The sequence below is a fragment of the Candidatus Neptunochlamydia vexilliferae genome (assembly GCF_015356785.1).
Lineage (GTDB): Bacteria > Chlamydiota > Chlamydiia > Chlamydiales > Simkaniaceae > Neptunichlamydia > Neptunichlamydia vexilliferae.
Genome location: NZ_JAAEJV010000006.1, coordinates 50083 through 64118 on the forward strand (window position 1 = coordinate 50083; position 14036 = coordinate 64118).

The following is a 14036-nucleotide window of genomic DNA, read 5'->3' on the forward strand; positions in this document are numbered from 1 at the left end:
CATACAATGGAGGTTGGCATGAATAAATTGATTACAAAGCTCTTACCTGTGGTTCTTTTTCCTAGCATTCTGTTAGCGGGGATTTTTGACTGGTTTTTTTCAGATGAGCAAATGGTTACCCAATTTGAGTGTCCCCATAGGTGTGGTGAATGGGGCTCTGAAGGGATGCAGAAAGTTGAATGGCAAGCGGTTCTTGCCCTTTGGGAGTTGGACCGCTTGAGCTATGCCTGCCAAAACATTCCGTTTTCTTATGCTCTACCGATCAGTTTGGATGATCCTTGGTATCGGGCTCTGTGTGATGGATGGATTAGACTGTCTGGAGGAAGCTTTACAACCTACTTTGGTGGAGATGATGAGGGGCCGGTCATGTATTGGGGCATCAAACATGGTGAAAACGAAAAGGGGAATTATGAAGGGGCAACCTTTTGGGTGGAGTATTATCCTTTTTCGACTGAAAAGAATGAATACGACTACGAAGATTTCGAAGTCCGATCCTTAAAAACCATCAAAAGGTTGAATACTTGTATTTTTTCAAGTTTGATTGATAACTGGAGGTTTTACTGGAATGAGAACCATGGAGTAGAACTTGATTCGTTAGATGGGGATATAAAAAAGTTAAAAAAGCAAATCAGTATAAAAGAAGATCCCCCTCTTACAAGTGAGCGGGGGAGGCAGGCTTTAGTAAACCTCAAAACAGGCCTTCAAAAAAAAGAATCGAAGTTCAATATGGTTGTTATGGAAGGTCAAAGAATTGACACCTTATTTGAACGTCATATGCCCCTAGTCGCAGCTAGACTCGATGCGATGATGGAAGCCTATTCTGACATCCAAGATCAATGCATTACTCAGCATAATGCTCCAATGGCTTATCTCAACCGGGCGCGATGCTTCTTCGACCAGGGCGATAATATGAGTTGTATCGCAGACATTAAGAAACTGCTTGAAATAACTCCTCCCGAACTTTTAAATGAAAAAATCGTTTTAGAAGCCCAACTTAGACAAGGGCGAGCGGAGTGTGAGTTAGATCTTTTTGATGATGCTATTGCAACACTTTCGACCTGCATTGCCAATCATCCCCGTCATAAAGAAGCCCATATCGAGCGTGCAATTGCTTACTTTGAAAAGGGAGACTTTCATGCGGCGCTTCAAGACTATGCCGAAGCAAGAATAGACCTTAGCTACATACCTGATGATTTTAAAGGTGACTTAGAGTTTTTTGGAGGGGTGGTTAAAGGGATTACCTTAGGAGCAACTGAAGCCCTTGTTGACTTTGGTCCTGCCCTACTTTCCAGCGCGCAAGGACTGAGTCATGGTCTTTGGGCATTTACAACAAACCCAAAAGAGGCCTCAACTGCGATGCTTTATGCATGCAAAAATGCCTTAGAGTTCATACAGACAAGTGGATGCTATGGTACGCTAAAAATTCTCTTCCCCGAAATGGGAGAGCTATTGGACAAAGGAAAGCTTCTTTCCTACACCCGTCAAGGAGAGCTCATTGGCCAGCTAATTGGACGTTATGGAGTAGACTTCCTCCTTTTTGCAGGGGCAGGTAAGGCGCTAAAAGCCTACCGAGGTCTAAGAAGAGCCAATGCGACCCTTTCGCTAGAAAAGATGACCCTCGCCATGCAAAAAGGGGGAGCTGTTACAACCCATTATGAAATGTGGTGGAAAAAAGCAGCTCCTATGCTCGAAGAGCTTAAAGCAACAAAGCCGGCGAACCTTGGAAGAAAGCTAAATAATCAGGTCTTTAAAGGGCAGGCTCTGTCAGAAACACAAGTGAGAAAGGTCCTTCATCACTTAGGTTATCGAACGCCTCCTCGACCGAAAAAAATCCCTCGAGATGTCGTTGCAAAGTTTTCGAAAAAGGGTGGAGGAATCCGGTATGTTAAACCTGGGACCACAGAAAACCAAGCAATTTATATCCGTGTTATGCCAGGAAATCCCAAGAGTCCTAACCTTGTCCAAAGAAAACCCTATGTTATTCAGAGGTATGGTAAAAAGGCTCTCTCTAGAGATGGACGTCTAGTAGAGATGGAATCGAATAAAAAGATTATTCATATTCCTTTAGAGGAATATGAATTTAAAGGGTGGTAGTTTTGGAGAACAAAAAATATAAAATAGGAGATTTTTCATCTTTAATTGGTACTATTAGAATCATCTCTGATAAGGATTACCAAGAGCGGATTTGGGTTAGACGTGAAGACCCAACAAGTTGTGATACATATGAAGCAACTACTATGGAGCTCTATGAGGTAGGTGATCCAATTGTAGAGGATCCTAGCGATGTCATCATGACCAAAGAGCAATATAGGATGCTTAAAAATCTTTGCCAGATGGTAGATGAGTATGACTCTTTATTAGATCAACCTGAAGATGATGAAGGAATCGTCAATGACCCAAGGTGGCATAAGATCATAGAGTATGCAAAGCCCCTTTTTGACAATCTAGTAAGAGCAGCTTACTGTCCCTCTGAAATTCCAAAGGATGCTCTATTTGTCCTTCCCCCTTTTTGTACAGGTCTCCGCTATCTGAACCCTCTCAATTCGCTAGAAGAAATGCGGATATTTGAGGGAAATCCTAATAGTCCAGCTAAAAGTAGACAAGAGCGTTATGTTCTCCATCTTGTCAATGGACAAGCTGTAGGTTTCAATGGAAATACCACCACTATTACCGATGTGATGTGCCGCCAACCTCTTGAGGACTTTTCTTTGAGCCACTGGATGACAAAAAAAAGCGATTTAGAAGTATTTAAAGCTTCCTTACTGAATATCTGCTGGCTATTTTCAGACAGTGCAACGCAGCGCAAGGTATGGTTGGAGTTTGGAGTTTCTGACTTTATAGAGTCTATGGTTATTTTTGGTGAGCAGGTCGATAAACTAGAGGAATTTTCTGTAGAAGCAGGGCCGTTTTATAAAAGCTTAGGAGAGCTTTCTAAAAGGATGAAAAGTTACTACGAGGGGCGTTCTGTTCAAATCTATACATGGACAACCCCAGAAAATCATGAAGAGATTTTAAAAGATCCTAAATGGCACGAGATCCAGAAATATGCCAAGAAGGTTTATGATGAATTGCAGAAATAATTGTTTTTAGCATGCTTGCGGATAAGAAAATTTCTGATTTTCAATGGATTATGAAAAAAATATGGTACATCTCCAGTAAGGAGTATCAGGAACACATCTGGGTGAGGCATGAGGATTCAGAAATCTGTGATTCATATGATGATACAACAGAAGGATTTTATGAATGTGAAGGGATTCTTGAAGATCCTAGTGATATTATTATTTCGGATAGCCAATATCAAATGCTTAAAAAGCTTTATGATATGGTTTATGCTTATGATACTTCCGAAGCTCGTCCGGAAAGTGATAAGGATATAGTGAGTGATCCTAAATGGCACGAGATCCAAAAATATGCCAAGAAGGTGTACGATGAATTGCAGAAATAATTGTTTTTAGTATGCTTAAGCATAAGTTTAATATTAAATCATTTGAATCATTTGAACTTCTTGGGGAATTTATTATCGAAATCCGGTACCAAGATGGAAAAATCCAGATGATAGATTTTGGGCAGATCAGACATGAAGGTTGGTGGCATGAAGGTTGGTGGAAGGAACTGGAAGACCCTGAATACTTTAAAAAGGTCAAAATCAATGAAATTGAGAATTTAGAGTGGCCTCATGGTCAGGACTTCAAGCCTGAGCACCTGTATTACTGGGAAAAATATCGTCAAGATTACATGTAGTCTATCTATTCTTAAGAAGCCTTAGGCTATTCAGCCCAACAAGAACGGTTCCTCCCTCGTGCAAGATGACAGCGAGCCAGAGGGGAATCAGCCCCAGCAAGGCTGGGGTGGTTGCGAGGCAGATGACGCCGAGCGCCAAGGTGAGGTTTTCTTGGACGATCCGGAGGGTTTTCTTCGCTTTTCGATGGAGCCAAAGGGCCAGGGTAAGGTCATCTTGAAGAAGGACGATATCGGAGGCGTCGACAGCGGTCGCACTCCCAATTTTTCCCATCGAGATCCCGACGCTTGCTCGGGTAAGTGCCGGGGCATCATTAATCCCATCACCCACCATGGCGAGGTGTTTTTCAGCTGAGAGTTTAGAGATCGTTTCAAGCTTATGCTCGGGGCGGAGGTCGGCATAGACCTGGGCGATCCCCAGCTCTTTAGCCACTTTATGGGCACTTTCTTCATGGTCGCCGGTGAGCATCGCCACCTCTAGCCCCTCTTCTCTTAACGCTTCGAGGGTCTCTTTGGCTTGTGGGCGGAGGGCATCGGAAAAAGAAAAGCGAAACAAAGCCTCTCCCACCTTTAAGAAGGTAACCATCTCCTTTTTATCAAGAGGTTTCTCGGGGGAGATGAAGGCCTCATTGCCGATCTTCACCGTTTCCCCTTTTTCGGTCACCGCTTGAAGGCCAAACCCCGGCACCGACTGAAAGTTGGAGAGTGTTGCGGGGGCAACCTTTTTCTTGTCGGCAAACTGGCAAATTGCCTGCGCCATGGGGTGGGTGACATGTCTTTCAAGGGCGCTTGCAAGGGCGAGCGCCTCTTCGGTCAAAATTGGAGTTGCTCCTAGGGGCTCCACTCCGGTGCAGGTGAGCTCTCCTGTTGTGAGGGTTCCCGTTTTGTCAAAGGCAACAATGCGGCAGGCAGCAAAGGCATCGAGGGTGACTCCACCCTTGAGGAGAACCCCTTTACGGGCGCAGGCGCTAATGGCGCTGAGGTAAGCGGTCGGAGTTGCAATGATAAGAGCGCAAGGAGAGGCCGCAATTAAAAAGGTCAGGGCGCGGTAAACCGATCCTTCGACTCCCAAAAAGGGGACCGAGAGAATGAGGGGAAGGGTTAAGGCAAAAAAGAAGAAAAGGGCAATAATCGTCAAGGCGTACCGCTTGCCAAACTTATCTAAAAACCGTTGGAGTTTTGGCTTCATCCCTTGCGCTTCATTGATGAGCTTAATGATTTTTGAAAGGGTGGACTCAGCACTTGTCTTGGTCACTTCAATCGTCAACGTTCCATCGAGGTTTCGACTTCCAGCTTGGACCTCATCCCCCTTTTTCTTGGAGACGGGGGCACTCTCTCCCGTGAGGTGGACGAGGTTGACAAATGAACTTCCGTCGATCACATTCCCATCGAGGGGGACAACCTCACCTGCTCGGACAAGGAGATGGTCTCCCACGTTAATCTCTCGGACCGACCGTTCGACCAGCGCCCCAGCGGCGCCGATGACCATCCCTGTTGTTGGCGAAAGGTGGTTGAGGCTAATGAGCGCTCCCTTCGCCTTTTTCGAGACCGACTCTTCCATCGCCCCCGAAAAGGCAAAGAGGACAAGGAGGAGCCCTCCCTCCATTTGGCTTCCAATCATAAAAGAAAGAAAGGCAGCAAGGGTCATCAAAACATCGATGTTGATCTCTAAGTTTTTAATATCTTCAATCGTCCCCAAAAGGGCCGGGGTTCCCGCTAAAAAGTAGACGAAAAGTAAACAGAGATTAGAAAGATCGATGCGGTAAAAAGAAGCGATAAAAGCGCTCAAGAGGAAAAAGGCGGAGAGAAGAGAACTTTTTAAGCTCAGGTTATGGGCCCAGCAGCGGGAATTTTTTTTAAGAAAAGGGCTGATACTCTCTTCTTGCCCCGAAGTGAAAAATTCATCAAAGATGTAAGGCATGAGCGGTCCAACGGGCTAAGAAATGGATGGTCCCAATCGCTAAAATACCAACGGCTAAGTTCCAGACTACCGACTTGATGAGTTCATTTCCTTCCAGTTTGCTTGCAACCAAGGTGGCAACCGCAAAGATAAGACCAGAGAAAATAGCGGCTGTGACAAACCCTCCAAAGAAAAAGCCCACTCCGATTGTTAAAGCAGCGATAAGGACTCCCACACCTGCCCCAACAGCTTGCTTAAGAGGGTGCTCATAAGACTCCAGGGTCAGGCCGAGCTCTTCTTCGAGCATGACCCGCAAAAGACGGTTGTCATCGGCCATCAGCACCTCGATCACTTGGTCGAGGAGTTTGCCGGTCAGCCCTTTCTGCTGATACATCGCGGTCAGCTCTTCTTTTTCTTGAGCCCGGTGGTGTTCAATCTCCCACCGCTCTTGCTCGATCAGGCGGTGGAGGCGCTCAAGACGGGCCCATCCCAAAAGGGCGCTCCGTCCAACGCGCCAGAAAAGCCATCCGCACGAGAAAAAACCGAGAACCCAAACCGCTCTTGAAGGGGAAAACCCAAAAGCACTTAGTAAAATTCCGATGCCAAGGAGGATAATGGCCGTTTCCTTAATACTATCTGCAGCGGCAGTGATGTAGCCGGGAGTTTCAGCGCCATGGACCTCCGAGGTCGCCCGCGCCCCCTTTTCCCGTGCCGCCTTTAGATGTTCGATAGCATCTTTTCCCTCAAAATGGTTATGGCTTTTCTCGTTCATGTTTTTTACTTTACCTCATTGGGTTTAAAAACCCAAGAGCCTATCTATATCGAGCGCTTTCTCTTATTTTTTAGAGAAATATACCTATTTATACCCATTTATACCTGGATTCAGGTATAAATGAGTATAAACGAGTATAAATTGTAAAAATGAGGTGATTTATGGACCCTTTGAAAAATCCATTTTCTCCAGGAGCAGGGACCCCTCCTCCAGAGCTAGTAGGTAGAGATCCTGTGTTAGAACAAGGGCGAATCCTTCTTGGTCGAATAAAGGGAGGACGCCCAGAGAAAAGCTTACTGCTGACAGGACTTCATGGTGTGGGTAAAACAGTTCTTTTAAATCAGATCGAACACGCTGCTAAAAATAATGGGTTTCGAACTGTTTTCATTGAGGCTCATGAAGACAAAGGGTTAGGCCCTTTAATTGTTCCTTATCTTCGGTCTCTTTTGTTTGATATCGATCGAATAGCAGGAGTGGGGAATAAAGCAAAAAGGGCCCTTTCTGTTCTTAGGAGTTTTGTGGCAGGCTTAAAGCTGACTTATGGTGAAGTCTCAGTTCGATTAGATATCGATCCTGAGAAAGGATGTGCTGATAGCGGTGACCTAGAAATTGATTTACCTGAGCTATTTATTGCTATTGGTGAAGCTGCTGCTGATCGCTGTTGTCCAATTGCGATTTTTATTGATGAATTGCAATACCTTAATAAAAAAGAGTTAGGGGCTTTGATTATGGCGATGCATAAATTGCAGCAACGCCAGCTCCCTGTTGTGTTATTAGGAGCGGGACTTCCTATCCTTCCTGGTTTAGCAGGAGACTCTAAATCCTACGCAGAGAGATTATTTAGTTTTCCCAATATTGGAGCTTTAACAAAAGAGGATGCGATAAGAGCCCTTCAAGATCCAGCCAAACAAGAAGGGATTTGTTTTGATGCTTCAGCGCTAGAAGAGGTTTATTCCCTTACAAAGGGATATCCTTATTTTCTCCAGGAGTGGGGGTACGTCACTTGGAATACGGCAGTAAGCAGTCCGATTACTGTAGAAGCAGTTAGGAAAGCAACAAAGGCGGCGATTCAGCGGCTTGATGAAAATTTTTTCCGTGTTCGCTTTAACCGGCTTGTTCCCAGTGAAAAAGAATTTCTTAGAGCAATGGCTGAATTAGGGTCGGGAATTTGTCGAACCTCTGATGTAGTAAATATATTGGGGGTTAAAATTGCAAGCCTTGGTCCTGTCCGAGCAAAGCTGATTAAAAAAGGGATGATTTATAGCCCTTCTCATGGGGAAATAGCATTTACAGTTCCTCTATTTGATCAGTTCATGATTCGATCGGTCCCTAAGCTTGTAGGGGTGGGCCTTCAGGAGGTTTAGGTTCTGCTCTCGAAATTTAGGGCTAAGGGATTCAGAGGAGGTTTTCTTGAATGACGAATCCCATAGCCAAAGTGCTATGGGTGAGGAAGAAAGGAAGTCTAGTGAAGCCGCAGCTGTCCATCGACTCCAAAAATTGGCGTATACTGAGCAGAAAAAGCTTTTCTTTAATCGGAGAAAAAATTAAACTTGATGCTTAATAACCTGCGATTGCTACCTAGGGATGCCTGCTTGAATTTTTCTTTTTCTACAGGTTTAGATGGGAAAAATGACCCCTACTTTAGGCAAGTATGTGGTCATTTTGCCCCCCTGAACCTGAAAAGAAATCGAAGATCCCTTCAGGCACCCCTCGGAGGCAATCACAGGTACAAGTTTCCAACAAGGAGGAAATAAGATGATACAGCAAGGATTTCAATATGGACTTACAGTACTCGATTATGCTCGACAATGGGCAACTCCTTTAGTTGCCCCTATACAAGATTTTATGCGAGTTAACGAAGCAAGTGTTCAAAGAGCTTTAACGGCTACACTCAATGCTGATAATGCCAATATTATTACTCGTTATGCAGAAAATCAGGGGGTAAGAGAATCTGATGTTAAAAATGCACTTTTAAAAGCGCAAGAAAAGACAACTCAGATTGCCGTAGGGTTCTTTGCCTTGGCTGTTGCATTTTACACCCTTTCAAAGTACACCCCCTTTTTTAAAGATATCTGTCGCTATGCGTCCTACTTTTTTGGGTATGTCACTTGGGAGGTTTTTAAAGTTGAGGGAGAAATTTTTAGAAGGATTGACCGTATTAATGAGCAAAATGCACAACAGAATGTAGCGCAAAATGTGCTCGTTAATAGGTTGAATCAACTCTTTGGTGATATTAGAGCGAATTCTTTTTTAATAAGGTTTCTCAACACCAATATGAGCCTAGCTGGCTTTAATCTGCGCCCCTGGAATATCCCCAACAACGATGTTGGAGCGATATTTACACAAATGGTTCAAGCGGCTAATCAGCAGAACCAGCCGGAGAACAACCAAGCTGACTAACCCCTCCAAGGTATTTGTGGAGAACGGGGGGAATCGTGACTGAGCCATCTTCCTGCTGGTTGTTCTCAAGAAGGGCAACCATGAGGCGGGAAGTAGCAAGGCCTGACCCATTAAGGGTATGAGCAAGCTCCGGCTTCCCTTCACCCCGTTTGAAACGGATCTTTGAGCGGCGCGCCTGAAAGTCGGTGCAGTTGGAAATCGAAGAGACCTCATAGTAACGGTTTTGCCCAGGAAGCCACACCTCTAGATCGATTGTTTTTGCAGAGGCAAATGACATATCTCCCGTCACAAGAAGCATGCTCCGGTAATGAATGTTGAGCGCTTGAAGAATCGTCTCGGCACTTTCAACCATTTCATTGTAGATCTTTTCACTCTCTTCGGGGCGGGTAACGCAAAATATCTCCACCTTGTTAAACTGGTGGGTTCGGATCAGCCCCCGCTCACCTGCTCCTGCGGCTCCTGCTTCGCGACGAAAACAGGGGGTGTAGGCGGTATATTTAAGGGGAAGCTCTTCCTCTTTGAGAATTTCATCATAGTGGATGCCATTCAGAACTGCTTCTGAAGTTGGAATGAGATAAAGATCATGATCTTTATCGCGGAGTTTGAAGAGCTGATCTTCAAATTTAGGAAGGTGGGCCGATCCAAAAAGGATGTCGCTTCGCCCTAGCAGGGGAGGGATCCACTGCTCAAAACCGTTGGCGACATGGGTGTCGATCATAAAGTTGATCAGTGCCCACTCGAGACGGGCTCCCATGCCTCGGTAGGCGGGCCACCCACTTCCTCCGATTTTTGCCCCCCGTTTAAAGTCAAAGAGGTGGAGCTTTTCATTGAGTTCGAGGTGGTTCTTGGGCTCGAAAGAAAAGGAGGGTTTTTCACCGAAAGTTTTGATCTCGACATTATCTGCTGGATCGAGAGAAGCTTTGATCCCTTCTTCGGGAAGATTGGGAAGACATCCTAATTCAAATTTTAATTGCGCTTCAAGCTCGTTGCATTTGTGGTCGAGGGTGGAAATTTTTTCTTTGGCCCCTTCCATCGATTTGAGCAAGAGGGTGACATCTTCACCCTGCCGTTTTTTTTCACCCACCTCTTTGGCGCTTTGGTTGCGGATGTTTTTAAGCTCTTCAGCCTCAATTTTTAGGGAGCGGATTTCTCCATCGAGCTTAAGAATATTTTGAACGGAGACCCCCTCTTCCTTTGTTTGAAGTTTTTTTTCCACTTCTTGGGGGTTTTCGCGGATCTGTTTGATGTCAAGCATGGTTTTTCCTTTATTCTCTAAGCGATTCAGTGTACAATATAAGGCAAATATTTCCTACTTGAAAGATTGGAAAATTATTGTTACGATAAGAATAAATTTCACCAAAGATTTACAGGCAAATTCATGGCAAAACAAAAATATCCTAAAGTGCAAAACCCTCTCATTCTCCGTTTCCACCGTCTGATGGACGCATTCGCAAAGTCGGATGATGAAAGAGACTTTTACCTCGACACCGTGGAGGGGTTCATCGTTTTTGCCGACCTGGATAAGAGTGTTGAAGAGCTCGAGGGGCTCGAGAAAGAGCTTCAGACATGCGCTGACCGTTTCCGCCTGATTCCGAAGATGACCTTCTATGAAACCAAGAAGTTTATGGAAGGTTTTGTCAATGAAAAGGTCTATGATATCGACACGAAGGAAAAGCTTCTCGACATCATCTCCTCTAAAGAGGCGCGGGAAAACTTTCTTGAGTTTATCTATGACCACCTAACAGAGCTTGAAAAGTGGCAGCAGTATTACCACGAGCGGTCACGGATTCGCATTATCGAATGGCTCCGCAGTGAGGAGATACAGTTTGCTTTTGAAGAAGATCTCGATGTGACAAAACATGTCTTAGAAAAGGTGAAGCACCACCAGTTTGATGCAAAAGTTTCTAAAGATGTTCAAAATGCGCGTGAAACAATCGTTGTTAAGTCAAAGACCTACTACTCGAATGAAGCGCTTAATCCTCGTCCCAAACGGGGACGTCCTCCAAAGCAAGCGGCAAAAGTGGAGCTTGAGCCCCAGTACACCATCGATATTTATAAGACCGTTCCTCAGGCGATTCGCCCCTTTCTCTTTAATCCCGATTTTACCAGTACTTCGGTCACCTTCTCTGCGAAGTTCGATACCGAAGCGCAGCTCATCGCAAGTCTTCGAGGAAGTTCGCGCGTCAAAATCGACACGAAACTCGAAGCCCTTTCACAACGTCTCGAGTCGCTCCGCCACCTCTCTGACCGCCTCAAGTCGAGTTCAGGCTTAGGTCTTGAAAGCGAAGAGCGTCTTCTCCAAGCTGTGAGCGAAGGGGGAGAGGAGAAGAAAAGTAAAATTGCAGGGATTGCAAAAGGGTTCCTCCCTGGAAAGAAAAAAAGTGCCCCTAAAGAGAAGAAAGAGATCCAGGAGATGCTCCAGAAAAAACGGGAAGCGGGGATCAAGCAGGTTACTCCCATTAAACGCGGAAAGAAAAAAGAAGAAGGATAAGTCATGCAAGCAAAAGCCCCTCTACAAGATCTTCTTGCTGTCTCTTCCAAAGCGAAGTGTTTAAAGATTCTTGAAGGGATCTACCGCGCTCGCTTTACAGATGAGAAAATGCAAAAGCTTGTCCGGCAAAATAAAGGTGGGACATTCCACCTTTACACAGCAGGACATGAGCTGATTGGTGTGATGTCTGGTGAGGCCCTTGAGCAAGGAAAGGATTGGGGATTTCCCTATTACCGTGACCGGGCCTTTGCGATTGGTCTTGGGTGTAACTTAAGTGAAATCTTTGGTGCTTTTTTAGCCCGCGAAGTTCCTCACCATTCGGGAGGGCGGATGATGCCCGACCACTTTTCCCATAAAGAGCTGCGAATTCCTTGTCAGTCGAGTGTTGTTGGTTCCCAATTCCTCCAAGCTGTTGGCATTGCTAAAGCCGCTCGCTTAGCTGGAACCAATGAAGTGGCTTACGTGTCTGGTGGGGATGGCTCCACCTCTCAAGGAGACTTTCATGAAGCGCTTAACTACGCCTGTGTCCACAAGCTAGGGGTGATCTTCGTCATCCAAGATAATGGTTGGGCTATTTCAGTTCCCGTTGAAGATCAAACAGCAGGGGGCTCGATTGCCCACATGGCCAAAGGGTACGCTGGGCTAACCGTCCATGAAATCGATGGGTGTGACTTTGAAGCCGTTGATGGAGCGCTGAGCGCAGCGGTTAAAAAAGGAAGAAGCCTCGAAGGGCCCACTCTCATTGTTGCGAAGATCCCTCGAATCGGCGCCCACAGTAGCAGTGATGATCCCAAAAAATATAAAACCGAAGCGCAAACCGAAGCAGATCAAAAAAGAGATCCCCTTCCCCGTTATGAAGGGTGGCTCTTGGAAAAAGAGCTGATCACCCCTGAAGAGATCAGTGCGCTCCGAGAAAAAATCAAAGAAGAGATCGAAACAGCCGCCCTAAAAGGGGAAGAGTTCCCCCTTCAAGAAAAAGAGCGCGCTTTAGATCATGTTTATAAAGAAGTCGATGCCACCTTTATCCAAACTCCCGAAGCGCGCGGTGAAAGTGTTGTCATTATGGACGCCTTAAACCACGCCCTTGACGAAGAGATGGAGCGGGATCCCGGTGTCATTATCTTTGGGCAAGATGTCGCCCGCGGCAAGGGGGGCGTTTTTGGGATTACCCGTGGTCTGACCGCTAAATATGGAGAAGAGCGGTGCTTTAACACCCCTCTAGCAGAGTCGACGATCGTTGCCACCGCCATTGGAATGGCAGTCCATAGCCACTTCAAACCCGTTGCAGAGATCCAGTTTGCCGATTATTTTTGGACCGGGGTAAACCAACTCTTTAACGAACTCTCAAGCTTCCACTACCGCTCGAACGGAGAGTGGCACTGTCCCGTTGTGATCCGGATGCCCACAGGAGGGTATATCCAAGGAGGGCCCTACCACTCCCAAAGTATCGAAGCATTCCTTGCCCACTGCCCAGGACTCAAAGTGGCCTTCCCTAGCAACGCTGCCGATGCCAAAATGCTCCTTAAAAGTGCCATCCGCGACCCAAACCCCGTTATTTTTCTCGAACATAAAGCCCTTTACCGGCAAAGAGTTTTCTCGGCAAACCCCGAGCCCACCCAGGAAGAGACCCTCCCCCTTGGAAAAGCGCGTGTTGTCCGTGAAGGAAAAGATCTTACCCTGATCGCATGGGGGCTCATGGTCCATATGTCTTCCGAGGTCGCCCAAAAACTTGAAGATGAAGGGATCTCGGTCGAAGTGATCGATCTTCGGACCATCGTTCCTCTTGATATCGAGACGATCCTCACCTCTTTAGAGAAAACCAATAAAGCACTCATCCTTCATGAAGCGCCCCTAACCTGCGGCTTTGGAGCGGAGATCGCTGCCCAAATCTCAGAAAAAGGGTTTGAGTTTCTCGATGCGCCGATCCAGCGTCTAGGGGGCAAAAACAGCTGCGTCCCTTACGCCAAACACCTCGAAGATACGATCCTCCCCCAAAAAGAGGATATCGAGGTAGCTGCGCGCACCCTTGCTAAATACTAACGGAGTTTCTCTGGTGGGGGTGAGAAAGTTCTGAGAAGATTTCTCACCTGCGCCGAAAAACTCGGTCCTTTAGGGCCGAGATGAAAGGCGCAAATACTCATTCCATTGGTTTTTGCTGGTTTTCAATATATTGCCTGATTGTTGAGATAGCAGCTCCTCCGCAACTACCAGCAAAATAACTTAGGGACCAAAAGTTATTGCCCTATAATGCCTTTTGAACTGAAGGATACCCTTTTTTTCGAATAAGCCGGAAAAAAACGCCTTTTAAAGAATCTCTAAGTTAGAGATAGCAACCTTTTAAAGATTTCTCTTAGGAGCTGGGCAAAAATAACTCATGCATTTCTGGTGCCATAGCGCTTTAGCTGCGCGGCGCAAATCCGCAGGAAGCTTATTAGCTTTCAAGGAGTTGCAACAAAGCAGATGAAGATGTTATGGTTGCAGAAATGTATAAGTTATTTTTGCCCAGCTCCTTAGCTCCTTAAGAACCCTTTTCGTGAAGACCCTCTTTCGATACTTTGTAACAAAGACCAAATGAGTATGTAGTAGAAAAACACACGATCTTCCTCTTCTTAAATTTTTTGTTGACTTAGGCATAAACCAAAGAGTAAAATGTCTCTATGATTATTCGCAAAGCCTTTCGATTTCGCATTAATACAAACAAGGAATTAAACCAGCAGCTATCAGAATATGTTGGG

At 45.7% G+C, this 14036-nt stretch carries 11 protein-coding genes and 2 pseudogenes; 8 read left to right on the plus strand and 5 right to left on the minus strand.

From position 1 onward, the window contains the following. The first annotated feature begins 18 nt into the window (after positions 1-18). Genes NEPTK9_RS02375 through NEPTK9_RS02390 form a run of 4 tightly spaced genes read left to right on the plus strand, consistent with a single transcriptional unit; the run spans position 19 to position 3741 of the window. Positions 19-2094, plus strand: a complete 2076-nt coding sequence (locus NEPTK9_RS02375) for a tetratricopeptide repeat protein (RefSeq protein WP_194847230.1) — start codon at positions 19-21, stop codon at positions 2092-2094. 2 nt (positions 2095-2096) lie between these two features. Further along, positions 2097-3080, plus strand: coding sequence for a hypothetical protein (locus tag NEPTK9_RS02380; protein ID WP_194847231.1), 984 nt, complete (start codon positions 2097-2099; stop codon positions 3078-3080). A 50-nt stretch (positions 3081-3130) separates the two neighbouring features. Continuing rightward, positions 3131-3445, plus strand: coding sequence for a hypothetical protein (locus NEPTK9_RS02385; protein WP_194847232.1), 315 nt, complete (start codon positions 3131-3133; stop codon positions 3443-3445). Positions 3446-3456: 11 nt separating this feature from the next. Beyond that, on the plus strand, positions 3457-3741 hold the full coding sequence (locus NEPTK9_RS02390) for a DUF2442 domain-containing protein (RefSeq protein ID WP_194847233.1): 285 nt from the start codon (positions 3457-3459) through the stop codon (positions 3739-3741). 1 nt (position 3742) lies between these two features. On the opposite strand, the gene NEPTK9_RS02395 is transcribed toward NEPTK9_RS02390, so the two are convergent. Beyond that, positions 3743-5659 (minus strand): heavy metal translocating P-type ATPase, encoded by a 1917-nt coding sequence (locus NEPTK9_RS02395; protein ID WP_194847234.1) that lies wholly within the window; start codon positions 5657-5659, stop codon positions 3743-3745. Then, a complete protein-coding gene (locus tag NEPTK9_RS02400) occupies positions 5643-6410 on the minus strand; it encodes a VIT1/CCC1 transporter family protein (RefSeq protein ID WP_194847235.1) in 768 nt (255 codons plus the stop codon). Before NEPTK9_RS02400 ends, NEPTK9_RS02395 begins: the two co-directional genes overlap by 17 nt. Positions 6411-6571: 161 nt before the next feature. Between NEPTK9_RS02400 and NEPTK9_RS02405 the strand changes: the two genes are divergently transcribed. Together NEPTK9_RS02405 and NEPTK9_RS02410 are read left to right on the plus strand one after the other, a co-directional pair. Further along, complete coding sequence (locus NEPTK9_RS02405) at positions 6572-7774, plus strand: AAA family ATPase (RefSeq protein WP_194847236.1); 1203 nt, start codon at positions 6572-6574, stop codon at positions 7772-7774. A gap of 391 nt (positions 7775-8165) precedes the next feature. After that, on the plus strand, positions 8166-8810 hold the full coding sequence (locus tag NEPTK9_RS02410) for a hypothetical protein (RefSeq protein ID WP_194847237.1): 645 nt from the start codon (positions 8166-8168) through the stop codon (positions 8808-8810). On the opposite strand, the gene serS is transcribed toward NEPTK9_RS02410, so the two are convergent. Further along, on the minus strand, positions 8770-10065 hold the full coding sequence (serS, locus tag NEPTK9_RS02415; RefSeq protein ID WP_194847238.1) for a serine--tRNA ligase: 1296 nt from the start codon (positions 10063-10065) through the stop codon (positions 8770-8772). The two genes, NEPTK9_RS02410 and serS, sit on opposite strands and share 41 nt — an antisense overlap. Positions 10066-10188: 123 nt before the next feature. Here serS and NEPTK9_RS02420 point away from each other — a divergent pair, with 123 nt between their 5' ends. Both NEPTK9_RS02420 and NEPTK9_RS02425 read left to right on the plus strand, forming a co-directional pair. After that, positions 10189-11301, plus strand: coding sequence for a UPF0158 family protein (locus NEPTK9_RS02420; RefSeq protein WP_194847239.1), 1113 nt, complete (start codon positions 10189-10191; stop codon positions 11299-11301). A 3-nt stretch (positions 11302-11304) separates the two neighbouring features. Continuing rightward, the gene (locus NEPTK9_RS02425) at positions 11305-13341 is read left to right on the plus strand and encodes an alpha-ketoacid dehydrogenase subunit alpha/beta (RefSeq protein ID WP_194847240.1); all 2037 of its coding nucleotides are present in this window, start codon (positions 11305-11307) and stop codon (positions 13339-13341) included. A gap of 97 nt (positions 13342-13438) precedes the next feature. On the opposite strand, the pseudogene NEPTK9_RS02430 reads toward NEPTK9_RS02425, so the two are convergent. Beyond that, positions 13439-13638 (minus strand): annotated as a pseudogene (locus NEPTK9_RS02430) (transposase); the annotation flags it as partial. A gap of 170 nt (positions 13639-13808) precedes the next feature. Then, positions 13809-13935, minus strand: a pseudogene (locus tag NEPTK9_RS02435) (transposase); the annotation flags it as partial. Between the last annotated feature and the right edge of the window lie 101 nt (positions 13936-14036).

Bases quoted from the DNA above. Each gene is read 5' to 3' on its own strand.
- NEPTK9_RS02375 (WP_194847230.1), top strand. From the start codon at position 19: ATGAATAAATTGATTACAAAGCTCTTACCTGTGGTTCTTTTTCCTAGC.
- NEPTK9_RS02385 (WP_194847232.1), top strand. From the start codon at position 3,131: ATGAAAAAAATATGGTACATCTCCAGTAAGGAGTATCAGGAACACATC.
- NEPTK9_RS02390 (WP_194847233.1), top strand. From the start codon at position 3,457: ATGCTTAAGCATAAGTTTAATATTAAATCATTTGAATCATTTGAACTT.
- NEPTK9_RS02395 (WP_194847234.1), bottom strand. From the start codon at position 5,659: ATGCCTTACATCTTTGATGAATTTTTCACTTCGGGGCAAGAAGAGAGT.
- NEPTK9_RS02400 (WP_194847235.1), bottom strand. From the start codon at position 6,410: ATGAACGAGAAAAGCCATAACCATTTTGAGGGAAAAGATGCTATCGAA.
- NEPTK9_RS02405 (WP_194847236.1), top strand. From the start codon at position 6,572: ATGGACCCTTTGAAAAATCCATTTTCTCCAGGAGCAGGGACCCCTCCT.
- NEPTK9_RS02410 (WP_194847237.1), top strand. From the start codon at position 8,166: ATGATACAGCAAGGATTTCAATATGGACTTACAGTACTCGATTATGCT.
- serS (WP_194847238.1), bottom strand. From the start codon at position 10,065: ATGCTTGACATCAAACAGATCCGCGAAAACCCCCAAGAAGTGGAAAAA.
- NEPTK9_RS02420 (WP_194847239.1), top strand. From the start codon at position 10,189: ATGGCAAAACAAAAATATCCTAAAGTGCAAAACCCTCTCATTCTCCGT.
- NEPTK9_RS02425 (WP_194847240.1), top strand. From the start codon at position 11,305: ATGCAAGCAAAAGCCCCTCTACAAGATCTTCTTGCTGTCTCTTCCAAA.